The organism is Chryseobacterium sp. Marseille-Q8038, assembly GCF_965111995.1.
In genome coordinates this window covers 2,078,903-2,100,455 of the sequence record NZ_CBCOPN010000001.1, presented here as the reverse complement: position 1 = coordinate 2,100,455, position 21,553 = coordinate 2,078,903, and the positions used below count along the sequence as shown (strand labels likewise).

Below are 21,553 nucleotides of genomic sequence, written 5' to 3'. Positions count from 1 at the left end.
AATCATGAAGAAGTTCAATGCTAAATCTCCACTGGGAATTTTCTTAATTGCCATTGTTCCATTGGTAATTATCCTGACCTATTCAGGAATCAGATTAGACTTAACAAAAGAAAAAAGATATACCCTTTCCGATAACACTATCAAAGTACTGGAGTCTGTTAAAAAACCTCTGACTGTAGAAGTGTATCTTGAAGGTGATTTTCCGGCAAGTTTCAAACAGCTTCAGAGCGAAACGAAATTTATGCTGGAAGAGTTCAGAAAAATTAATCCAAAGATTGATTTTAAATTTATAGACCCTATTAAAACAAAAATGTCTCAGGATACCCTGATGGCAATGGGAATGCAGCCGTCTATTCTTCCGGATGTAAAAGATGGGAAAATTTCACAGATCACGCTTTTCCCTTATGCTGTGATCAAGCATGGAAATGATGGTGTTTCTATACCATTGGTAGTACAGCAGGCAGGAATTGATGCTGATCAGCAGTTGACAAGATCTATTGAAGGGCTGGAATACAACCTTGTTTCCAATATCAAAAATATTGCAGCGGCTAAGAGAAAGAAAATCGGGATTCTGGTTAATCAGGATGAATTAAGTCCGGACGAATTTCAGGGATTTGTACAGCTGGCCATGGAAAACTACGACGCAGGGCCTATTATTCCTAAAAATCAGACTGAGCTTTCCGTAGAAGATATTCCGTTATTGAAGCAGATGAGTGCTTTGGTAATTGCAAAACCAAGAAAAGCATTTACAGATAATGAAAAAGTAATTCTTGACCAGTATATCATGAACGGAGGGAAAACCCTTTGGATGATTGATGCCGTAAATGCTGAAATGGATACCTTAACAAGATCCAAAAAAGTAATGCCTTTCCCTGTAGATATCAACATGACAGACTTCTTTTTCAATTATGGGTTGAGAATCAATCCTGCTTTGGTAAAAGATGTTAAGAAGTTTGCCCTGTTAAGACTGGTGACAGGAGAAGTGAGTGGAAATCCTCAGTACACAAGCTTACCCTGGCCATATTTTCCCCTGGGAATTGCAGAAAATAATAATCCGATCACCAAAAATATTAACCCTGTAAAGTTTGAATTTCCAACTTCCATTGATACCTTAGGAGGAAGAAAGAATATCAAAACAAAAGTTCTTTTCGAATCCAGTGAAAGAACATTGCTGAAACAGGTTCCGAACTATGTAGATTTAAAAGAGGTTGCAAGCGTAGACAGTCTTGGACAAATGGAAAAACCAAGTACACCGAAGATCTTTGCTGTAGCATTGGAAGGGAAATTTAATTCTGCCTATGCCTCAAGAATTGAAAGAAAATCTTACCCTGGCTTCAAGACATCAAGCCCGGAAAATAAAATGATCGTTATTGCAGACGGAGATGTAGGCAGGAACAAAGTGATCAAAGGAAAACCACTTCCATTAGGAGTTGATTTGTTAACGAACGAACAGTTTGGAAACGAACAGTTCCTGAGAAATGCTTTGGATTATTTGCTGGATGACAGCAATCTGATGGAGCTTAGAAACCGAAATATTGAAGAAAGACTTCTTGACAGACAAAGGATTACTGAAGAGAAAACCAACTGGCAGTGGCTGAATTTACTGCTTCCATTGGTCATTATCGGCCTTATCGGAGGACTGTTCTTCTGGTTAAGGAAAAAGAAATTTGGATAAAATGATAACTAATAAAAAGAGAAGCCCAACGGCTTCTCTTTTTATTTAAAGGTTTAATCAGTCAGAAAAGAACAATCTGTTTTGATATTATGTAAATTTTCAAAATATATTTGAGATATATTTTGATTAAGACCGATTTTAAAAGTACTATATTGAGAATAATTTAAATCTATATGGTTTAATGGATGTAGATTGCCATTCTCATTGTCAGGATCATTATCATATCTTACATAAGATGGCTCAAACATGAATATTTCTTCTAGCAAAAAAAGGCCATTTGAATCTACTATATTATTGGGTTCAATATAAAAATCTATGAGTGAGGGATTCAATTTAAATTCTGGACTATCTACGATTGATATGATTGCAGATATACTTTTATTATCTATTTTTTTACCTGAGTAACTATTGATTTCTATATTTTGATCTTCATTATATATTACAGTAAAAGGGAAAGATATACTAAAATATTTTTTTTCTTTATAAAAAAATAATCTACTCATTTTATCAATAACTAGCCTCATTTTGGATGAGGAAGCGTCTTCATTATCAATATCTAAAAGTAATTGTCTAGCACCCAGCATTAAAACTTTTACATAGTCCGTTTTGTTTCTTATAGGTGAGAAAAAACTATTTTCTTGAAATTCAAGTATTTTTTTTTCAATAATCTTCACATTATTAGTCTTTTATATATTTAATGTTATCTTTTACAAATGCAGTTAATGTTTCACTATCACTTTCAAGCATATCGAATTCTTGAGCCGCAGAAAATAATTTTGTATGATATTTTTTATCAATATTTAAGTTTTTAAAGACTTCCATCATTAAATCATAATGAGATTGTGTTTTAAGTCTATACTCAAAACTTGTTTTGATCATCTTTTTTTCTTCCTCTGACGGTTCTTGTATTACCATTTGCTTATTCTCTATTATTTCGTGAAGTCCCGTCTTCATTCCTTCTGTCAATCCTGATTTATGATTTTTTGGAAGTAATAAAAATGATTTGATAAACGAGCGCGTGAGCATTGTATAAAGTGAGTTACGATAACTTGAATTATTTTTAATAGCTTTTGTTATACAGATAACAAAGGGGAATTCTAGTCCCTTTACATTATTTCTGTTACTTATAAAAATAGAACCTGGAACTTTTTCTTTTGTTTCATATGCTTTATTTACATCCCATCCGAAAGTTTGTTGAATTCTTAGTTCTAGAACATCTGCTAATTTATAGATTTCGTTGTCTTGATCAAGAAGGATAATACCTATATCTTCTGGAACTAATGTGCTGTTTTCTTTTTGTAAATCACTTATTAAGGTAAGTATTGTATCAGAATATTTTTCCGTTACTTCTACTAATTTTATACTTTCAAAATTATCCTCCAAATCTTCAAATCTTCTTAATGGTTCTCTGCTTAAGTAAAATTTTTGATTATTAACAGAGACATTATATCCGCAATCCTCCCATTCTTTTTCTTCTAGCCATCTTAATTTTTCTTCTTCAAATAACCCCATTCCTAGACCATGAGCAAACATAAGAGTTTTTGGGTCAGTTCTATAACATTTTCCTAATAAAAAATCGGGTTTAATACTATTTGAAAAATTTTCATCAAAAATACTTTGAAAAATATCACCAGCAACATAAATATTTTTTTCAGTTACAAGTTCACATAGATCGAAAAAATTTTCATCGAAATCTTGGCTTTCATCAATAAACATATATGTAAATGCATATTTAATTTCACTTTTTTGAAATTTAGCTTTAATTTCATCTATAGCAAGTTTACAAGCTTTACTGAAAGACATTTGAAAAGAATATCTATAGAAAGGTATTTCATAGAATGCACAGATATATCTATACGCCCCAGAATTCGGGTTTGAATTAGCACCCCAGGCATTTGTACACCATAACCTTTTGTTCCACTCAATTTGTTGTTCAACTTTCATGAAGTTAAAAAATGAAGGGATTCTTTTTTTTAAGCTGTCCGCGAGAATTTTATTATGACAGGTGAAATATATTTTTGATTTACTATCACTTACATATAAATCTTTTAGCTTATGTAGTAACAATTCTGTTTTACCAGTACCAGAAAGCCCTTGTATTATAATTTTCTTTTTTTCGGGATTTTGATAAATAAATCTTGTTTGATCTCCATCGAATAATTGTATTTTTTGCTTTACTTTATCTAAAATTGTTATAGGAACCTCTTCTTTGACTCTATCAATATCGTTAATACTTCCGATAAAAAGAGATATAAGTAAGTCTAACTTTTTAATGTCACCTTCATCTGTTAATTCGATATTATTTAATATGTCAGGTATATTTTCAGAAGACTTTATATCATAATCTAGTAAAGATTTTCGCCATGATCTAGGTCTTCCTATAACATCTTTATATAAGTATTTATCAGAAATTGATCCAATATCTTCAATAATATCCTCAACATAATCTTCAAATTCACTCTCGTTATTTCCAAAATCAATGATTCCTATTTTATGTTTAGGAATAAGTACTATAAGAGAATTATTATACTTATAATTGTATTTTTGATCTGTTAAAGGTTTATTTAGTATGTAAATTATTTTTTTCTCTTGTTCAGCATATTCTTTTATATCATCAATAAAGGAGGCATTTATTGTATTTTTTTCAGCTTGCAAATAAAAGTAACTACTCATATTTTGAAGTTTTATTTATTATTTTTAGATATTAATTTTTTATTCTCCTCTTTCAAAGTTTCCACCTGCTCCTCCAAAACTTTAATATAGCTCTGCAAATTTTCTACAATAGAATCCGGAATACTATGGAAGTTGTTAAAATAGCTGCCTGCATTATCATTAAAAGTAGTATTGTCATGATTATTATGGACAATAGCTGTTTTTCTTTCCTCTTTGATCTCTTCTACAGGAACATCAAGCGCTTTAGCAAGTTTTTCCCATTCATCATCAAATATTCTTACTTCATCATTCTCTTTTCGGGAATAATTGGATACGTCTGTTGATATAATATTAGACATATATTCTTGTGTGTAGCCTCTTTGCTTTCTTAGATTTCTTAGCTTTTCCATAATGAATTTTATATTTGTGCCTTTGTACAAATATAATAAAATGGGACAAAATTTTAAACCTATTTTTGGAAATGATTCTGATACTTTCCAATATATTCCAGATCCCATAAAAAGTATCATTCCCTTTTTGTTTGAAAATTCGGATTAAAAAATCCCCAGAGTATTTTTCGGATCAAAAACAGTATAGAAATTACTTCGGGATTACAAAAAAAGAAACCTGAAGGTTTCTCTTTTTTATTTTATAGCTATAAGGTGTAATCATTTATCAGAGTGATGACCGAAATTATGTAAAGAAATTTCTGTATTATCAATCATTTATCTGGATATCTAAGGATATTAAAGATATCGACCAGATTGGTATTTGTACTTTTAGGTTAAAAAAAATGAAGTCTGTTTCATTTCATAATTTTGATGTAAAAGAAGAACCTAAGTTATTGCTGATACGTTTCTTTTGGAAGTAGAGCTGCTGTTCTGTAATAACTGATGTCTGTGGTTATCTGTGCCTGAAGATCCTGGAAAGTGTCATAATCATAATGTATCCAGTTTTCTTCATGATCAGGATCAGGGGTTTTATCTACTGCCAGCTCAAGTTTTCCGTCTTCCTGATAGCTGCATTCAATGGCGGCATATTTTTCCCCTTTTTCATCATGGGTATACCAGCATTTAATGGTCCTTTCAAGTTGAGGCTGATGAGTTTCATTGTCGATAACCTGTGAACAGATAAAGTTTTCCGGGTCATCCGTTTTGAAAACAGTTTTAGAAATTAAAGGCAGATCGTCTACAGATAAGGAATATAATTTATTGGTGGAAATAATAAAGCCATCTGCAGCTTCCCTTTTTTCTATATCAAAAAAGTCAGATTTTTCTTTAAGATAATCCACTACCTGCGCCTCGTCTTCTTCGTCACTTAAAAAATAATTGATGTTGTAAATATTATCTTCGTTGATAAATTCAATTTCTTTCAGGAAATCGGAACCTTCTTTATAATAATACAGATGATATTCGCTCAGCTTCACAGCATTACTTTTGGAAATAATCTCTCCAAAAATGTTTTTGTACACTTTTCTCATTTTTAATCATGTTAGTTTGTTTCATCTATTAGTTTAAGTGGTGTGGCAAAGATAAGTTTTCTTTTTTATCTTAACCTGAAGTGTAAAATAGTATTTATTTCGTAAGTATTCTATATGTCCTTTATAAAATCCTCATATTCGTAGTAAAAGCGTTCAAAACCGTCCATTTTGTCTACAAAAAATTCAAAAATTTCCTGCAATGTATTTTTGTTAAAAATGGAAACATTATGTTTTTCAATCCATATTCTACTGATTATCTTACCGTTATCAAGGGTGAAATGCTCTTCTTTCTGAAACTCTCCGATGAAATCTTTTAAAATATCTTCCAATGACCAGATCTTCTCGTAGTAAGCATTCCGAAAGATCTCATCTTTCATTTCAATATCCAGAGAAACTTCTACTTTTTTATTGTCGGCAGAAAATTTAAATGCCATGTCCTTGATTTTGGTATCATAAAGAATCCATTTTCTGGGAAATGATCTTCCAAAAGCTGTCCAAAATTCCTTTTTTAATTGCTGTGCCTCTTGTTTACTGAACATATGGCAAACATAATGATTTAATGGGAGAAAGGCAAAAGTGTGGTACCTAAAACCGTAAAATTACGGAGAGAATAATTTACCTTTTTACTCTTTTACCATTTCGTTTTCTCCCTTTTTTCAAATATTAAACAATTTTCTTATTTTTGCTGTAATGCTTTCAAAAAAATCTCAATATGCGTTTAAGGCGCTTTCATATCTTGTAGAAAAAAGAAATGAAGGTCCGATTCTTATTTCTGAAATTGCGGAACATAAAAAAATTCCCTTAAAGTTTTTGGAAAATATCCTTCTTGAATTGAAAAAATCAGACATCCTTGACAGTAAAAAAGGAAAGGGTGGAGGTTACTTTTTCAAAGAAAATCCTGAAAATGTGACGCTGGCGAAGATCATTCGCCTTGTAAACGGTCCTATTGCGATGCTTCCCTGCGTAAGTCTGAATTTTTACGAAAAATGTGCTGACTGCAATGAAGATCACTGCGGGCTTCACGATGTACTGATAGAGGTTCGGGATGCTTCCCTGAACATTCTGGAGAAAAAAACTTTAATGGATCTGGTAGATTAACCTGATCCTTTTTTTTGAATTAATAGTCTACTTGTTTTGTAGGATAAATATTTTATCAGATATTTGCACTACTTCAAATGAATAAATTATGATTTCAAAAGAAGAGGCAAACCAGTTACAAAAACTTACACCTTCTATTCCTGCAGTACATTCGGCTGCTGCACGTGTTATATCTGAAAACAGGTCTGTACAAAACAGACCATCGTTACATGTCTTTATGGTCAGTGCTGCTGATGATGAAGGAGTATGGATTAAAACGGTTTTGTAATATGGTGATCTCAAGAAAAATTCAGGTAAGGCTTAATGTCCTTTTTGTGACCGCTGTTATGATATCCATTGCTGTTTTTTCAATGTATGAACTGGGATATCTTGAAGAGCTGCAAACCATTCTGGCCAAAGATCATTATATTTTTTATTGGATGCTTTTGGTAGGTGTTTTTGCAGAAATTGTTGCAGGATCCATGGGAATGGGATATGGTGTCATTTGTACTACCACACTTATGCTTTTGAATATTCCGCCACATATTGTAAGTGCAAGTATTCACTCGGCGGAAAGTTTTACAACGGCAGCGGGAAGTATCAGCCATATCAGATTGAAAAACGTCAGTAAGAGTTTAGTGAAGAAACTTGCAGTGCCGGCAGTGATCGGGGCTGTTATTGGTGCAGTCAGTCTTACTTACCTTGGAGAATATTATGCGAAAATCACCAAAACACTGATTGCTTTTTATACTTTATATCTTGGAATTCAGATTCTATCGAATGCATTTAAAGAAAAACAAAGTAAAGCTCTGAAAAGAAAAACCAATCTGACCAGGCTGGGAGTTATAGGTGGTTTTATAGATTCTTTTGCAGGAGGAGGTTGGGGCCCTTTGGTAACGGGAACATTGATCAAAAATGCATTTACCCCAAGATTTGCAGTGGGAAGTTCTACAGTGGCCAAATTCATCCTTACCATCACAGCAGCCGTTACCTTTTTCTTTACTCTGGGAATCCAGCACTGGAATATCATTCTCGGGCTTTTAATCGGAGGAATTATTACTGCTCCTTTTTCAGCGATGCTCACTGCTAAGCTTCCTGTAAAGAAAATGTTTGTGATTATCGGAACATTGGTGATTGTGATGAGTTCTATAACTATTTATAAATCAGTTTTTAATTAAAAATTATGCATTGTGTTGAAAAATAAAGGACTTAAAAGGATATTCGGTTTTGAAAATATTTTACTTTTACATCACTAAATATTAGAACATGAATTTACATATCATTGCACTTTTTAAGTTTAATGAAAATTATCTGATGGATGCTGTAGAGCTGTTTCAGAACCTTGTGAAAGAAACAAGAAAGGAAGAAGGCTGTCTGCAGTATGACCTTATTGAGGATAAAGATAATAAAGGAACTTTTTTCCTGATCGAGCTTTGGGAAAGCGTTGAGCACCACAACAGACATAACGGTCAGGATCACCTTTTAGATTTCCGTAAAGATGCTTCCAAAATTATGGAAAGCTCAGCAGAGGTTTATAAAGGATTTAAGATATATTAATCTTTTAATATTTAAAGATTTAAGGATTTAAAGATTTAAAGATTTTTAGTTTCCTTAAAGAATAAAAGGCGGTTTCAATACTATGAAACCGCCTTTTTTATTAGAAAAAATAGAAAGTATTAAAATAAAATATTTTATTTCACGATAAGCTTTTTCGTTTCCGAATGGCCACCGTAAGTAATTTTTACAAGATAATTTCCTGATGTAAGGGTAGAAAGGTTCAGATCCTGCTTATAGAATCCTGCCTGATTGGTAAGTTCCGCAGAATATACCTTTTTCCCGGTAAGATCATAAACTTCTACATTCCCTTTATTCCCTGCTTTTTCTTTAACATCAAAAAGAACAGTTACTTTTTTATCTGCTGTTGCCGGGTTAGGATAAATACCGAAAGAAGCTTTTTTTCCTACTTCGGTAATTCCCAACGTTTCAGTGATCTTTTTGTATTTGAAATACATATTTCCTGTACTTGCTCCACCATTGGTTGTGAAATACATTCTGTAGTAATCATTTCCTTTTTTAACGTAGTATACAACATCATTTTTTACCGTTCCGATACCTTTCCATGAATGTCCTACAGTAGTAATCGCTGATGAGAAACTTGCATTGGCAGGAATTGCATAAGCCGTTGTTTGCTGAGTTTCCGGTTGTGTCATTGCTACTTTAACATTCGGGCTTTGGATGGCTCCGGAAAGCGGGTACATCTGTACTCCCATATAGAATGTATAGTATTTGGTAAATACGAAATCCCATGCGGTTCTGGACGGTTCCAGACTTGGTACTTTTGCTCCGGTATCAAAAGAGAAATAATTGAAATAAGAATCATCTGTTCCGTTAGCCAGAGTTCTTGTTTCTGTAGCTCCCCATGATGTACCGTTCCATTTTGAGTATTTGAAGGTGTATCCTGCGAAGGCATCCTCAATAGCAAACTTAATATAAGTTCCTGAAGCATATTTTAACACAAAAATAGCTTTCCCCTGAATATGGTGATTTACCGGGTTGTAAACTCCCCAACCTGTGGAAGGGATATTAGGGTTTGGAGAGGTCACAGGTCCCTGTTCAAAGGCTCCCTGGCTCCAGTCTGTTGTCTGATCCGGATTGTAAAGCGGTGCTCCCCATGAAGCTTCATTACTGATGCTGATATTATCCCAGTCAGCTAAATTGGTTGAAGCAGTGAATACTTCAATATCTTTAGCATCATTTACTCTTGAACCGAATGCATAGTTTGAGTTTCTATAAAAAGCAATATCCCACGTATTGGCTGGCTGAGAAACCATATTACCGTCTGCAAGGTTTACAAACACACGATTTTGGTATCCGCTTCCCATTGTCATATTTACCTGTGAGTATCCCAACGCATCAGTCTGTGCTAAAACAGTCTGATGAACAGACATTGCCAGTACTGAAGCCAATAATAGTTTTGTTTTCATAATTTATTTTTTAAATCCTTATTTAGAATGATTCCACAAAAATATATAATTATTTTTAATCAGTCTAAATAAAAACATGATTTTTATCGTGTTTTTATTTTAAACATTCTCATACCTAAGAAAAAAGCAGACACGAATAAAGCCGGAAGGAGTGATCCCGCCGGCTTTAAAAAGGCAAATAATAGTCTAATAAACCTTATTTTTTGATGAACTTTGATTGGATCGTTTTTCCTTCTGCAGTTTCAATATTCATAAAATATACTCCTGACTGAAGAGTGCTGATGTCAAATCTTTGTCCGTTCAGTTTTCCTTCCGCTGCTTTTTGTCCTGCTGCTGAATAGATTTGGATGTTTTTAGGATCTTTTTTTACAATAAATTCTAATGCTGACTGATCAGAATTTAGGGCAAACCTGAAATTTTCTGTTGATTTGATATGGTCTGACACTCCTAAAGAAGCCGTAGTATTGTACACTATATTATCTACCTGAATCGCTACGTGAGTCGCTGTAGGAGTGAATTTAAATACAATATATGAACCTGTTGATGCCGGAATATTCACACTGATATTCTGTACTGTACCAATAACGGATACGTTAATAGGGCTTCCTACAGGAACGAAAGTTGACATATCTGCAGGGTTGGATGCCACTCCTATCTGGATGCTTCCAGGTCCGGGAGATGGGGACACCAATGTAGTATCAAAAGTCAAAGTTTTATTTCCTGTTGGAGTTTCAATCTGTGGAGTAATCAGATAAGAAGAACCTGTAGCATTGTTTCCTGCATACGACTGGACGAATCTGTTAGAATCTCCTGCTACAATCATTCTTGGAGGTACAGGAGGAAACTCACCTGTGATGGGTGCCACGATGGCAGACCATCCAAATTGTGGGAAAGTGGTATTCCCAGCTGTAAAATTGTTGAAATTTTCATTGATGTTAGACACCTGAGCATTCGCCGTTAAGGCGGTAAACATCAGAGCTCCTAAAAGTAATTTTAATTTCATGAGATTATTTTTATTTAGAATTATTCCACAAAAATATACAATTATTTTTAATGAGTCTAAATAAAGTTTTATATTTGTCGAAAATTTGTACCCTTATGAAGAAGAAAGTGCTTTCCGTTCTATCGTTATCCGTGGCCTTATGGGTAAATGCACAAGAAAAGGATTCTCTTAATCAAAAGAAAATTGAAGAAGTTGTTATTACAGGACAGTATATGCAGCAGTCCATTAACAAGTCCATCTATAAGGTTGATGTTATTGATGCAGAGCAGATTAAAAATATGGCAGCCACGAATGTTGCGGAAGTTTTAAATCAAAGTCTTAACATACAGATTACCCCAGATACCCGCTCAGGAAACTCCACAGCAAGAATTATGGGGCTTAATGGGGATTATGTAAAAATTCTTATAGACAATATTCCGGTAGTAGGGGATACAGGATTAGGCAGTAATATCGACCTTACTAAAATTACTTTAAGCAATATAGAGAGAATCGAAATTGTAAAAGGAAGTATGGGGGTTGAGTACGGAAATGGTGCCGTTGCCGGTGTAATCAATATTATTACAAAGAAAACCAGTACAAAAAAGATCAGTGTAAGAGGTTCTTTACAGGAAGAAACGGTAAGAGACCAGTATGATCTTAAGAAAAGAGGAAACGGAAGACATATTCAGAATCTGAATGTAGATTATAATATCAGTAATGAATGGTTTGCAAGTATCAACTTCAACCATAACCAGTTTATGGGATTTGCAGGAGAAAGCAAAGGCTATAAATATTTCGGACAGGATAACCAAAGAGGATATGAGTGGAATCCGAAAGATCAGTATGATGCTTCCGCATTGTTGAGATACAGCAAAAACAAAACAACATTCTTTTATAAACTGTCTTTCCTGAATGAAAAATTCAATTTTTACAACCCTGAGGTAAACAGAAATCCTCTTAATGACGGGTTGGGCGGAGTAGCCTACGAAAGTAGAGACAGAGAATATAATACCAACCGTTGGGTTCACCAATTCAATATCCAAACCAATCTGGGACATATCCGTTACATGGGAGATTTCTCCTACCAGAATCAGGATAGACAATATTTCGACTACAATTACGATATTCCGAACAGAGCTGTAAAAAGCAAACAGGAAAAACAGTCTTATTATAAAACAGATGTCATCTATTCAAGAGGGATGTTTAGTAACTTTCTGGATAGTAAAGTCTTTGATTTCCAGTTAGGATATGAATTAGATTATACCAATGGATATGCTGCGCTGATTGCAGGAGACTTCTTGGGGCAAGCAGTAAAAAGAAAGATATTTACCTATTCCAATTTCCTTTCAGCAGAATGGAATGTTTCTGATAAATTCTCTTTAAGACCAGGAGTAAGACTTTCTTTGAGTGAGAACTTTAACAATCAATATAATTACTCTCTGTCAGCTAGGTATAAGACTTCTGAGAATTCAAATCTTAGAGCAGTTGTAGGATCTGCCAACCGTTTTCCTAAATATGATGAGTTATATACCTATTTTGTAAACATCAATCACGATGTACAGGGAAATCCTGATTTAAATCCTGAAAAAGGGTTCTCAGCAGGACTTTTCTGGGATCAGAATTTTGTAACTCATAACGACTGGAGAATTGCTTACGGAGCAGATGCATTGTATCTTGATGTTCGAGACAGAATTGAAATGGTAATGGTAAAAGAACCTTCTACCTACAAATACATGAATCTTAATACGTATAAAAACTTATTGATTTCAGCGAATGTTGATTTCAGAAAAGATCAGTTTGCCTTAACATTAAGAGGATCTGTAAGCGGAACATCAGTATCGTTGGTTGATTTAAAATCTTCGTCCCCTACAGACTTCCAGTATTTGGTACAGGCAGGAGCTACCGCAACCTATAAACTGAAAAATACAGATACCAATTTTGCCCTTTATTACAAATTCACAGGTCCGGACAGACTTTATGTATCAGACCCAACAGAGGGTTTCCGCCTTGGAAAAATAGATAGCTTTCATATGATGGATTTCATTGTGAGCCAGCCCTTCTGGAATAAACATTTTGAAATTTCTGCCGGGGTAAAAAATATATTTGATGTAACGAGATTAAACTCTACCGCAGTGGCAGGTTCTGCTCATACCGCGGCGAATGGGTTTGTTAATTTATACTATGGCAGAAGCTATTTTGCCCGATTAATGTTTCAATTTTAAATAATAAGTTACGATTATGAAGTATTTAAAAATATTATCTGTTCTTTCTATCATGGCTGCCACACAGTCTTGCCTTTCGGCAGACGAAGATCCGGTTCCGGTTCCTCCTATGACAGGGTCTGAAGTAAGTGTGCAAATTGGCGGTCCTACAGAACCTAATCAGGTATGGATTGATTTGAGTGACTATACCAATCCGGCGGTTAACAGCAGAACAGACTGGGATCTTGGTTTTTATAGTGGCGATGCCTATAGAGTGATTATGAACGGATCTCTTGCCATGACGGTGATTAAAATACCGAACGCTTCAGACATCAGTAAAGTAAAAGAATCTGATATATCCAGCTTGAAAGACATTGCTCAGGTGGGAACATTTGATGCAGCGAACATGCAATATGTTGACAACCCGAACGGAGATTTTCTTAATCAGACTTCCGGAATAGATGCCATCAAAGAAAATGATGCTGAAAATCCTGTTTATCTGATCAATCTGGGGAGAGAAATACCTTCTGCAGCCAATATCGGGGCAGGTTCTGTTTCATTGTCCGGTGATCCGAGAGGATGGAAAAAGATTCAGATCCTGAGAGCACAGAATGGATACAAAATCCGTTATGCCGATGTGAATGCAACAGGAACAGATATCAAAGAATATCTAATTACCAAAGATACAGAATACAACTTCTCATTTTTCAATCTGAAAACAGGAACTCCGGTAAAAATCCAGCCTAAGAAGAAAAAATGGGATCTGGTCTTTACAACATTTACCAATGAAGTATTCATGGGGCCTACAACCAGTGCAGGAAGTTATTTTTATGCTGACTTTGTAGCAACGAATACCCTTAATGGAGTAGGAGCTTACCAGGTAAGTGTTACAGGAAGTCTTGATGCGGCTTACAATTCATTTAAATTAAAAGATGTGGAGCCTGCAAAATTTGTATTCAATGACCAGAGAGCGATTGGAGATAAATGGAGAACCACTACCGGTACTGCATCCAATCCGGTTCCTTTTGTGTATGCAGACCGTTTCTTTGTATTGAAAGATGCCGAAGGTTTTTATTTCAAACTGAGATTCAATACCATGAAAAATACGAAAGGAGAAAGAGGATACACCAATTTTGAATTCGAACCTTTATAAATAATCAAATAATAGTATATCATGAAAAAATTCATCCTTGCAGCTTCTGTTCTTGTAGCAGTATACTCTTGCAAAAAAGCAGAAGCAGGAGCAAAAGAAAATACTACAGAAGCTACTTCTGAAGCACCAAAAACCAACAATAAAATAGTAACGCTAAACGGAGGTATTACTGAAATCGTAGCTGCTTTAGGCCACGAAAAAGAAATCGTTGCAACAGACGTTACCAGTACTTATCCAGCAAGTTTAAAAGCTACTGCTAAAGATTTAGGGCACATGAGATCCATGACTATTGAGCCGATTATGGCGGTATCTCCTACCTTAATTTTAGCTTCTGATAAAGATATCAACCCTGAATTAATGGGGAAAATCAAATCTTCCGGAATTAAAACTGAAGTATTCAAACAGGAATACACTGAGGAAGGAACTAAAAAACTGATCGAACAAGTAGCAAAAGCTATCGGAAATACAGACTATCAGAAACTGAATGACAAGATTGATGCAGATCTGAAACAGGTACAGCCAATCGCTAAAAAACCAAAAGTATTATTCATCTATGCCAGAGGAAATATGCTGATGGTGAGCGGTAAAAATACACCAATGGCTTCATTAATCACCCTTGCAGGCGGAGAAAATGCAGTGACTGATTTTGAAGATTTCAAACCATTGACACCTGAAGCTGTTGTAAAAGCTAATCCTGATGTATTGTTCTTCTTCGAAACTGGTTTACAGGGTGCAGGAGGTAATGAAGGAGCACTTAAAATGCCGGGAGTATCCCAAACCAATGCAGGTAAGAACAAGAAGATCATCGCAATGGACGGAGGTTTAGTATCAGGTTTCGGACCAAGAGTAGGAGAAGCAGCAGTAGGATTAAACAAACTTTTAATTGAAAGCACAAAGTAAACTATACTTTTATCTTATTATAAGTGCAGTACTGCTTACTATTATAGCAGTGCTGTCACTTAATACAGGGGTCTATGATTTTGGAGACAACTCTCCGTTCAGGGCACTGTGGCAATTTATAAAAGGAGATCCCCATTTATCATTGAGTGATAAATATGTGATTTGGGACGTAAGAGCAGCCAGAATTATCATGGCTATTTTAGTAGGAAGTATGTTGTCGGTTTCAGGAACAAGTCTTCAGGGGCTTTTCAAGAATCCTTTGGCAACGGGAGATTTAATAGGACTTACATCAGGAGCAACCCTGCTGGCAGCAATTGCGATTGTTTTAGGAGGACATTTCAAAGAATATCTTCCTGAAGCTGTACAATTTTCACTGGTAGGCATTGCAGCTTTTATAGGTTCTTTTTTATCTATGATGTTGGTGTACAGAATTTCAACAAGCGGAGGAAAAACCAATGTGGTGATGATGCTGCTTACCGGAGTTGCGATAACAGCGATCGGCTTTTCAATAACAGGATTTTTAATCTATATCTCAAAAGATGAACAGCTTAGAGATCTTACTTTTTGGAATTTAGGAAGTTTGGCAGCCGCAACATGGACGAAGAATATCATTCTGGCCATTGTTACGATTATTGCCTACATTATTTTATTGCCTAAAGGAAAAGCATTGAATGCAATGATGCTGGGAGAAAAAGATGCACAGCATTTGGGAATCAATGTGGAAAGGCTGAAAAAGCAGATTATTATCATTGTGGCTTTAATGGTGGGAAGCTGTGTGGCATTCTCAGGAACCATTGGTTTTGTAGGTCTTATTGTACCTTATATTTTAAGACTTTTATTCAAATCCAATTATGCTTTTATTCTGCCATTGTCGGCCATGTGTGGAAGTATCTTGTTATTGACGGCAGATACATTCAGCAGAAGCATTGTAGCGCCATCAGAATTGCCGATCGGAATTTTAACAGCCTTAATGGGAGGACCTATTTTTATCGCTATTTTGGTTAAATTTAAAAAATCACTGTAATGATTAAGGCACACCAGATTAATTATAAACATAAAGAATTCCGTATCCTGGATGGGGTAGATGTCTCTCTGGAATACGGTGAATTTCTCGCCATTGTAGGACCCAACGGAGCAGGAAAGTCAAGTCTTCTGAGTGTTCTGGCAGATGAAGTGAAATCCGGCAATAACAAAGTTTTATTTAAAGATAAACCGATCAGGGAATGGAATATCAGAGAGCTTTCCAAACACAAAGCAAAGTTCTCACAACATAACAGCAACGATATTCCGCTTGAGGTGAAGGATGTAATCATGATGGGAAGATACCCGTATTTTGATGCCCAGCCCGGAAAAGAAGATCTGGAAGCCATGAACAATATGATGTACGAAACTGATATTTTTCATCTGAAAGAAAGAGAATACAATACACTTTCAGGAGGTGAAAAGCAACGTGTACACCTTTCAAGAGTAATGGCACAGCTTGAAAATAACATCACCCATAAACTGGTTTTTCTGGATGAACCTTTGAACAATTTAGATATAAAACATCAATATAAAGCATTGGAAATTATCAAAAATTTCACAAAAAAAGCCAACAGTGCCATTGTTGTTTTACATGATCTGAACCTTGCTGCACAATTTGCAGATAAGATTTTATTAATGAAATCAGGACAGGTTTCCGCCTATGGAACGCCACAGGAAGTTTTTACTGAAGAAAATATCAGCAATGCTTATAACTTTCCCTGTACCATCTGCGGACATCCTATTACCAATAACCCAATGATCATTTTTGGATAACCATGGAAAAAGACGAATTAAAAATCCTCGCACAGAATCTTGCCAACCCTCAGGGGGAAAAAGGCATCGAGATTGGTGAAATGATGAATGCTACCAACATCAGTATGACGTTGGAAAGCATCAAAACACTTGTGATAGATGACGGTCAGCAAATCCTTGAAATAGGACACGGAAATGCCGCACACCTGAAAAGTATAATGAGTCTTGCCAAAAACCTCAGATATACCGGGATTGATATTTCTGAAACCATGCACAATGAAGCCAAAAGACTCAATAAAGAATTTGAAAACCAGGCAGATTTTGTTTTGTATGAAGGCAAAAATCTTCCCTTTCAGGATGAAACCTTCGATAAAATATTCACCGTAAACACCGTTTATTTCTGGGAAAATCCGGTGGAATTCTTAAACGAGATCTACAGGGTTTTAAAAGATGACGGAACATTCGTTCTTACATTCGGACAAAGAGAATTCATGGAAAAACTGCCGTTTACGGAATATGACTTCACCCTGTACAGCAACAGTGAAATGGAAGAACTGATCTCCAAAAGCCATTTTAAAAGAATGAAAACTTCTGAAAAAGAAGAAGAAATAAAAAGTAAAACAGGAAACGAAACAATACAAAGAATTTATACAATTTTAACCATAAAAAAGTAAAGTAATGAGCACATTAGTTAATGATTTAAAGGAAAAATGGGAAGCTCTGAAAGCAGAAAATCCACATATCAGAATAAGAAATGCAGCAGCACAGTTAGCGGTAAGTGAAGCAGAATTGCTGGCAACAAGCATTGGAGAAGGAGTAACTGTCCTGAACCCGGATTTCCAGGGAATTCTTACAGAAGCTGAGCAATTAGGAAAAGTAATGGCTCTTACCCGTAATGATGAATGTGTTCATGAAAGAAAAGGAACTTACCTGAACGGAGATTTCAGCAGTCCTCATGCACAGCTTTTTGTGGGTGAAGATATCGATCTTAGAATTTTCCTTAACCACTGGAAATTTGCTTTTGCCGTATTGGAAGGAGATAAAAAAAGTCTGCAGTTTTTCGGAAAAGACGGTTTGGCTCTTCACAAAATTTATCTGACTAAAAACAGTAATGAAGCTGCTTTCGATGCAATTGTTGAAAAATTCAAAGCTGAAGATCAGAATCAGGCATTGACTTTTGAAGCAGTAGCACCAAAACAGGCTGAAAAAGCAGATTCTGAAATTGATGTGGAAGGTTTCAAAAAAGCTTGGACAGAGTTGAAAGACACTCATGATTTCTTCATGATGACAAGAAAATATGGAGTAAGCAGAACACAGGCTTTACGATTGGCTCCGGAAGGATTTGCTAAGAAAATTGATAATGCTAAAGTGGTCAACATCCTTGAAGATGCTTCTGAAAAGAACACACCCATTATGGTTTTCGTTGGAAACAGAGGAATCATCCAGATCCACACAGGAAACGTTAAGAAAACACTTTGGCACCAGCAATGGTTTAATGTAATGGATCCGGATTTCAATTTACATCTTGATGTAACGAAAATTGCAGAAGCATGGATTGTTAAAAAACCAACAGAAGACGGAGAAGTAACTGCTATCGAAGTATTCAACAATGAAGGAGACTTTATTGTTCAGTTCTTCGGGAAAAGAAAACCTGGAATTCCTGAACTTCAGGAGTGGAAGGATCTTGTAGCAGCATTAGAGAAATAATAATTAGATGATTTGAATGGGACCGTTTTGTTTGTAAAATTCAAAGCGGTCTTTTTTATTGCAAAGAAGTAAAAAAGCAAATTTTCATATAAGCAGATTGACAAGTACTGTGCAGTAAATGACAAAATATTTGTTTAATTTGTGATTAAATACAACATAAAATGAAAAACATTTTCATAGCAATACTGCTTGCCGGTTTCTGTTCATTGAAGGCGCAGGACTTTAAAGCTTACCAGTTTTATGATAAAAAAGGAAAGGAAATAAAGACCGAAAAACTGGTGAAAGAACTGGCAGAGTATGATGTGGTCTTTTTTGGAGAAAATCATAACAGTTCTATCAATCACTGGCTTCAGCTTAAAATTACAGAAGCTCTGTTTGCAAAAAAGAACGGTCAGCTTATTTTAGGAGCAGAAATGTTTGAAAGAGATAATCAGGCGCAGCTGGATCAATATCTAAATGGAAAATTTGATGCGAAAACATTGAAAGACTCAGCCCGTTTATGGAACAATTATGCAACAGATTATAAGCCTTTGGTAGATTTTGCCAGAGATAAAAAACTGAATTTTGTGGCCACCAATATTCCAAGAAGATATGCCTCTCAGACGGCTAAAGAAGGTCTTGAATCTTTAAATAAGTTAAGCGGAAAAGAGAAAACATACATTGCTCAGCTGCCTATCAAAGTTACGCTGGACACCCCAGGTTATCCAGAGATGAAAAAGATGATGGGAGACCATGCCGAAGGAACAAGAGTGATGAATTTTATCTCAGCCCAGGCTACAAAAGATGCAACCATGGCGGAGTCTATTCTGAAAAGCTTCCAGGCCGGAAAAACATTCATCCATTACAACGGAAACTATCACAGCAAAGAATTTGGGGGAATCTATTGGTACATCAAACAGAAAAATCCTAACCTGAAAATGGCGGTAATTTCTGTTTTTGAATCAGACGATCCTGAACTGAAAGTTCCAGCCAAAGACTATATCCCGACAGATTTCAATCTGATTATTCCGGGTGACATGACGAAGACTTTTTAATTTTTTTACAAAAGTGTCATTCTGACAAAGGAAGAATCTTACTATTAATTATGAGATTCTTCACTGCATTGCATCCCTTTCAGAATGACAAAAATCAATGACTTACATTAAATTCAATAGGAACGGGCTTTAGCCCGTTCATTTTTATATCAAAATGCCATCGGCTTTAGCCAAAACTTAAAATTCTTGGATTAATAATCATTTTTATTCTACAATATTTACCTTTGTTCTACATTCAAAAAATATGAAGAAATTACCCATCCTGCTGATCTTTTTTATCGGACTGTTCAATGCTCAGAAACTTACCTCCAATGAGATTTCCATTATTAATCAGGGCGATATAAATGCGGCATTACCGATCTATCAGACCACGGATGCCAGTCAGCACAAAACATTGCTGAACATTTCTTCAGAAGCAGATCCTCATGATCCGAATACGGCAGTTCTGGTCAAAAGAATGAAAGAATCTCTTCTGTCAACAGATGGTGGAGTAGGAATTGCTGCTCCTCAGGTAGGAATCAACAGAAAAATAATCTGGGTACAGCGTTTTGATAAAGAAGGAACTCCGTTGGAATACTTTATCAATCCGGTAATTGTATGGCGATCTGATCTTCAGAACCTTGGTCCTGAGGGTGATTTGTCTATTCCTGAATTCAGAGATCAGTTCTACAGAAGCAAAGTCATTCAGCTGGAGTATGTAGATCTGAAAGGACAAAAATATTCAGAAATTGTAGAAGGTTTTACAGCTGTTATTTTCCAGCATGAAATTGACCATCTTTTCGGAATTCTGATTTCCGATAAAAAAGAAAAAGAGAAAAATGATTCTTATAAAAAGGTAGATGCCTATCAGAAAAGTGATCTAAATAAAGATAGGAGGTAATGTAATGATGAGTTAGGAATTATAAATTATGAATGATGACATACTGGTTCTAAAATATTCTCAATCATCTGTGCTCATCTGTGAAATCTGTGGGAAAATAAAATAAAAAGGAGCTGTTTCCATGGAAACAGCTCCTTTCGTTATAACTATGCTTAAAAAAATTGGATTAATCGTTGTTGGTTACTGATAGTTTCACCTCCATATTGTTTCGGGTTGCATTAGAATAAGGACAAATTTGGTGAGCCTTTTCAGTCAATGCCTGTGCTTCTTCAATAGAAACTCCGGGGATATTCACATCAAGTTCCGCTGCCAGTCCAAAACCTCCGTTTTCAATCTGTCCTATGCTCACTTGTGCAGTTACAGTGGTTTCTCCGGTTTTCACTTTAGACAGACTGATGACTCTGTTCAAAGCGCTGTCGAAACATGCAGAATATCCGGCTGCAAAAAGCATTTCAGGATTGGCAAAATCATCATTGGCTCCTCCCAGATTTTTTGGCATTCTTACCTCAATATCCAACACTCCGTTTTCACTTTTTACATGTCCGTTTCTGCCACCTTTAGCGGTAACCTGAGTTGTATATAACGTTTTCATTTATTTTTCTATTTTGTTTAATATTTTTAGGACTGTGTCTTTAAGATGCAGCAGTTCTTCCGGCTGTATTCCCAGTTTTTCCTGAATTTTTCCCGGAATTTCACATGCCTTTTTCTGAAGCTGTTTTCCTGCTTCGTCTAAAAATACTTCAACCACTCTTTCGTCCTCTTTTTTTCTTTTTCTGCTAATAAATCCTTTAGATTCCAGCCTTTTAAGAAGAGGGGTTAACGTTCCACTATCCAGATACAGTTTTTCCCCGATATGGGTTACCGTAAGTCCGTCACCATCCCATAATATCATCATCACAAGATACTGCGGATACGTAATGCCCAGTTCATCAAGAAAAGGACGGTAAAGCCCTGTAATCTCTTTAGCAATTACATACAGCGGAAAGCAAATCTGGTTTTCTAGTTTGGGTGTATTCGGATTTTCCATAATATTGAGTACGAAAGATTCGATG

23 protein-coding genes are annotated in these 21,553 nt (G+C 35.4%); 14 read left to right on the top strand and 9 right to left on the bottom strand.

Annotated features, from left to right (window positions below; all coding sequences use genetic code 11):
* The first annotated feature begins 4 nt into the window (after positions 1 to 4).
* Positions 5 to 1,675 carry a gliding motility-associated ABC transporter substrate-binding protein GldG gene (gldG, locus tag ACWPWS_RS09775; protein ID WP_309511464.1) on the top strand — a complete coding sequence of 557 codons (1,671 nt, stop codon included), beginning with the start codon at positions 5 to 7 and terminating at the stop codon, positions 1,673 to 1,675.
* A 53-nt stretch (positions 1,676 to 1,728) separates the two neighbouring features.
* Here gldG and ACWPWS_RS09770 read toward each other — a convergent pair whose 3' ends face one another.
* The 5 genes from ACWPWS_RS09770 to ACWPWS_RS09750 all read right to left on the bottom strand — a co-directional run bounded on the left by ACWPWS_RS09770 (position 1,729) and on the right by ACWPWS_RS09750 (position 6,346).
* Positions 1,729 to 2,349, bottom strand: a complete 621-nt coding sequence (locus tag ACWPWS_RS09770; RefSeq protein ID WP_454046348.1) for a hypothetical protein — start codon at positions 2,347 to 2,349, stop codon at positions 1,729 to 1,731.
* A 4-nt stretch (positions 2,350 to 2,353) separates the two neighbouring features.
* Positions 2,354 to 4,348 (bottom strand): DEAD/DEAH box helicase, encoded by a 1,995-nt coding sequence (locus ACWPWS_RS09765; protein WP_454046347.1) that lies wholly within the window; start codon positions 4,346 to 4,348, stop codon positions 2,354 to 2,356.
* 11 nt (positions 4,349 to 4,359) lie between these two features.
* Complete coding sequence (locus ACWPWS_RS09760; protein WP_454046346.1) at positions 4,360 to 4,737, bottom strand: helix-turn-helix domain-containing protein; 378 nt, start codon at positions 4,735 to 4,737, stop codon at positions 4,360 to 4,362.
* Between the two features lie 431 nt (positions 4,738 to 5,168).
* Positions 5,169 to 5,807 (bottom strand): hypothetical protein, encoded by a 639-nt coding sequence (locus ACWPWS_RS09755; RefSeq protein ID WP_209785270.1) that lies wholly within the window; start codon positions 5,805 to 5,807, stop codon positions 5,169 to 5,171.
* 110 nt (positions 5,808 to 5,917) lie between these two features.
* Positions 5,918 to 6,346 (bottom strand): DUF4268 domain-containing protein, encoded by a 429-nt coding sequence (locus ACWPWS_RS09750; RefSeq protein WP_454046345.1) that lies wholly within the window; start codon positions 6,344 to 6,346, stop codon positions 5,918 to 5,920.
* A 151-nt stretch (positions 6,347 to 6,497) separates the two neighbouring features.
* Between ACWPWS_RS09750 and ACWPWS_RS09745 the strand changes: the two genes are divergently transcribed.
* The 4 genes from ACWPWS_RS09745 (at position 6,498) to ACWPWS_RS09730 (ending at position 8,441) form a co-directional block, all read left to right on the top strand.
* Entirely contained in the window at positions 6,498 to 6,905 is a 408-nt protein-coding gene (locus ACWPWS_RS09745) for an RrF2 family transcriptional regulator (protein WP_309511461.1), read from the top strand.
* An 88-nt stretch (positions 6,906 to 6,993) separates the two neighbouring features.
* Positions 6,994 to 7,173 carry a hypothetical protein gene (locus tag ACWPWS_RS09740; protein ID WP_454046344.1) on the top strand — a complete coding sequence of 60 codons (180 nt, stop codon included), beginning with the start codon at positions 6,994 to 6,996 and terminating at the stop codon, positions 7,171 to 7,173.
* Entirely contained in the window at positions 7,115 to 8,062 is a 948-nt protein-coding gene (locus ACWPWS_RS09735) for a sulfite exporter TauE/SafE family protein (protein WP_245169743.1), read from the top strand. Before ACWPWS_RS09740 ends, ACWPWS_RS09735 begins: the two co-directional genes overlap by 59 nt.
* A gap of 88 nt (positions 8,063 to 8,150) precedes the next feature.
* Complete coding sequence (locus ACWPWS_RS09730; protein WP_047376912.1) at positions 8,151 to 8,441, top strand: putative quinol monooxygenase; 291 nt, start codon at positions 8,151 to 8,153, stop codon at positions 8,439 to 8,441.
* Positions 8,442 to 8,575: 134 nt separating this feature from the next.
* Here the strand turns inward: ACWPWS_RS09730 and ACWPWS_RS09725 are convergent, their stop codons facing one another.
* Positions 8,576 to 9,868: a T9SS type A sorting domain-containing protein gene (locus ACWPWS_RS09725; protein WP_454046343.1), complete on the bottom strand. Its 1,293-nt coding sequence runs from the start codon at positions 9,866 to 9,868 to the stop codon at positions 8,576 to 8,578.
* Positions 9,869 to 10,064: 196 nt separating this feature from the next.
* On the bottom strand, positions 10,065 to 10,871 hold the full coding sequence (locus tag ACWPWS_RS09720) for a choice-of-anchor J domain-containing protein (protein WP_454046342.1): 807 nt from the start codon (positions 10,869 to 10,871) through the stop codon (positions 10,065 to 10,067).
* 95 nt (positions 10,872 to 10,966) lie between these two features.
* On the opposite strand from ACWPWS_RS09720, the gene ACWPWS_RS09715 reads away from it, so the two are divergent.
* The 9 genes from ACWPWS_RS09715 to ACWPWS_RS09675 all read left to right on the top strand — a co-directional run bounded on the left by ACWPWS_RS09715 (position 10,967) and on the right by ACWPWS_RS09675 (position 20,501).
* On the top strand, positions 10,967 to 13,072 hold the full coding sequence (locus tag ACWPWS_RS09715; RefSeq protein WP_454046341.1) for a TonB-dependent receptor plug domain-containing protein: 2,106 nt from the start codon (positions 10,967 to 10,969) through the stop codon (positions 13,070 to 13,072).
* Between the two features lie 16 nt (positions 13,073 to 13,088).
* Positions 13,089 to 14,204: an HmuY family protein gene (locus ACWPWS_RS09710; protein ID WP_454046340.1), complete on the top strand. Its 1,116-nt coding sequence runs from the start codon at positions 13,089 to 13,091 to the stop codon at positions 14,202 to 14,204.
* A gap of 21 nt (positions 14,205 to 14,225) precedes the next feature.
* Positions 14,226 to 15,104: a heme/hemin ABC transporter substrate-binding protein gene (locus ACWPWS_RS09705; protein ID WP_454046339.1), complete on the top strand. Its 879-nt coding sequence runs from the start codon at positions 14,226 to 14,228 to the stop codon at positions 15,102 to 15,104.
* Positions 15,088 to 16,128: a FecCD family ABC transporter permease gene (locus ACWPWS_RS09700; RefSeq protein WP_454046338.1), complete on the top strand. Its 1,041-nt coding sequence runs from the start codon at positions 15,088 to 15,090 to the stop codon at positions 16,126 to 16,128. Before ACWPWS_RS09705 ends, ACWPWS_RS09700 begins: the two co-directional genes overlap by 17 nt.
* On the top strand, positions 16,128 to 16,901 hold the full coding sequence (locus tag ACWPWS_RS09695; protein WP_209785264.1) for a heme ABC transporter ATP-binding protein: 774 nt from the start codon (positions 16,128 to 16,130) through the stop codon (positions 16,899 to 16,901). Before ACWPWS_RS09700 ends, ACWPWS_RS09695 begins: the two co-directional genes overlap by 1 nt.
* Positions 16,902 to 16,903: 2 nt before the next feature.
* Entirely contained in the window at positions 16,904 to 17,554 is a 651-nt protein-coding gene (locus ACWPWS_RS09690) for a class I SAM-dependent methyltransferase (protein WP_454046337.1), read from the top strand.
* Between the two features lie 4 nt (positions 17,555 to 17,558).
* Positions 17,559 to 18,587, top strand: coding sequence for a hemin-degrading factor (locus tag ACWPWS_RS09685; RefSeq protein ID WP_454046336.1), 1,029 nt, complete (start codon positions 17,559 to 17,561; stop codon positions 18,585 to 18,587).
* A 161-nt stretch (positions 18,588 to 18,748) separates the two neighbouring features.
* Positions 18,749 to 19,621: a ChaN family lipoprotein gene (locus ACWPWS_RS09680; protein ID WP_454046335.1), complete on the top strand. Its 873-nt coding sequence runs from the start codon at positions 18,749 to 18,751 to the stop codon at positions 19,619 to 19,621.
* A gap of 244 nt (positions 19,622 to 19,865) precedes the next feature.
* Positions 19,866 to 20,501: a peptide deformylase gene (locus tag ACWPWS_RS09675; protein ID WP_454046334.1), complete on the top strand. Its 636-nt coding sequence runs from the start codon at positions 19,866 to 19,868 to the stop codon at positions 20,499 to 20,501.
* Positions 20,502 to 20,667: 166 nt separating this feature from the next.
* On the opposite strand, the gene ACWPWS_RS09670 is transcribed toward ACWPWS_RS09675, so the two are convergent.
* Positions 20,668 to 21,093, bottom strand: coding sequence for an organic hydroperoxide resistance protein (locus ACWPWS_RS09670; protein WP_454046333.1), 426 nt, complete (start codon positions 21,091 to 21,093; stop codon positions 20,668 to 20,670).
* Positions 21,094 to 21,528, bottom strand: a complete 435-nt coding sequence (locus tag ACWPWS_RS09665; protein ID WP_209785258.1) for a MarR family winged helix-turn-helix transcriptional regulator — start codon at positions 21,526 to 21,528, stop codon at positions 21,094 to 21,096. It abuts the gene before it with no gap.
* Between the last annotated feature and the right edge of the window lie 25 nt (positions 21,529 to 21,553).

Excerpts from the sequence above, each read along its gene's own strand:
- ACWPWS_RS09730 (WP_047376912.1), top strand. The coding sequence starts at position 8,151 with ATGAATTTACATATCATTGCACTTTTTAAGTTTAATGAAAATTATCTG.
- ACWPWS_RS09685 (WP_454046336.1), top strand. The coding sequence starts at position 17,559 with ATGAGCACATTAGTTAATGATTTAAAGGAAAAATGGGAAGCTCTGAAA.
- ACWPWS_RS09760 (WP_454046346.1), bottom strand. The coding sequence starts at position 4,737 with ATGGAAAAGCTAAGAAATCTAAGAAAGCAAAGAGGCTACACACAAGAA.
- ACWPWS_RS09695 (WP_209785264.1), top strand. The coding sequence starts at position 16,128 with ATGATTAAGGCACACCAGATTAATTATAAACATAAAGAATTCCGTATC.
- ACWPWS_RS09765 (WP_454046347.1), bottom strand. The coding sequence starts at position 4,348 with ATGAGTAGTTACTTTTATTTGCAAGCTGAAAAAAATACAATAAATGCC.
- ACWPWS_RS09680 (WP_454046335.1), top strand. The coding sequence starts at position 18,749 with ATGAAAAACATTTTCATAGCAATACTGCTTGCCGGTTTCTGTTCATTG.
- ACWPWS_RS09665 (WP_209785258.1), bottom strand. The coding sequence starts at position 21,528 with ATGGAAAATCCGAATACACCCAAACTAGAAAACCAGATTTGCTTTCCG.
- ACWPWS_RS09710 (WP_454046340.1), top strand. The coding sequence starts at position 13,089 with ATGAAGTATTTAAAAATATTATCTGTTCTTTCTATCATGGCTGCCACA.
- ACWPWS_RS09705 (WP_454046339.1), top strand. The coding sequence starts at position 14,226 with ATGAAAAAATTCATCCTTGCAGCTTCTGTTCTTGTAGCAGTATACTCT.
- ACWPWS_RS09675 (WP_454046334.1), top strand. The coding sequence starts at position 19,866 with ATGAAGAAATTACCCATCCTGCTGATCTTTTTTATCGGACTGTTCAAT.
- ACWPWS_RS09755 (WP_209785270.1), bottom strand. The coding sequence starts at position 5,807 with ATGAGAAAAGTGTACAAAAACATTTTTGGAGAGATTATTTCCAAAAGT.
- ACWPWS_RS09670 (WP_454046333.1), bottom strand. The coding sequence starts at position 21,093 with ATGAAAACGTTATATACAACTCAGGTTACCGCTAAAGGTGGCAGAAAC.
- ACWPWS_RS09750 (WP_454046345.1), bottom strand. The coding sequence starts at position 6,346 with ATGTTCAGTAAACAAGAGGCACAGCAATTAAAAAAGGAATTTTGGACA.
- ACWPWS_RS09740 (WP_454046344.1), top strand. The coding sequence starts at position 6,994 with ATGATTTCAAAAGAAGAGGCAAACCAGTTACAAAAACTTACACCTTCT.
- ACWPWS_RS09745 (WP_309511461.1), top strand. The coding sequence starts at position 6,498 with ATGCTTTCAAAAAAATCTCAATATGCGTTTAAGGCGCTTTCATATCTT.
- ACWPWS_RS09720 (WP_454046342.1), bottom strand. The coding sequence starts at position 10,871 with ATGAAATTAAAATTACTTTTAGGAGCTCTGATGTTTACCGCCTTAACG.
- ACWPWS_RS09735 (WP_245169743.1), top strand. The coding sequence starts at position 7,115 with ATGTCTTTATGGTCAGTGCTGCTGATGATGAAGGAGTATGGATTAAAA.
- gldG (WP_309511464.1), top strand. The coding sequence starts at position 5 with ATGAAGAAGTTCAATGCTAAATCTCCACTGGGAATTTTCTTAATTGCC.
- ACWPWS_RS09690 (WP_454046337.1), top strand. The coding sequence starts at position 16,904 with ATGGAAAAAGACGAATTAAAAATCCTCGCACAGAATCTTGCCAACCCT.
- ACWPWS_RS09715 (WP_454046341.1), top strand. The coding sequence starts at position 10,967 with ATGAAGAAGAAAGTGCTTTCCGTTCTATCGTTATCCGTGGCCTTATGG.
- ACWPWS_RS09725 (WP_454046343.1), bottom strand. The coding sequence starts at position 9,868 with ATGAAAACAAAACTATTATTGGCTTCAGTACTGGCAATGTCTGTTCAT.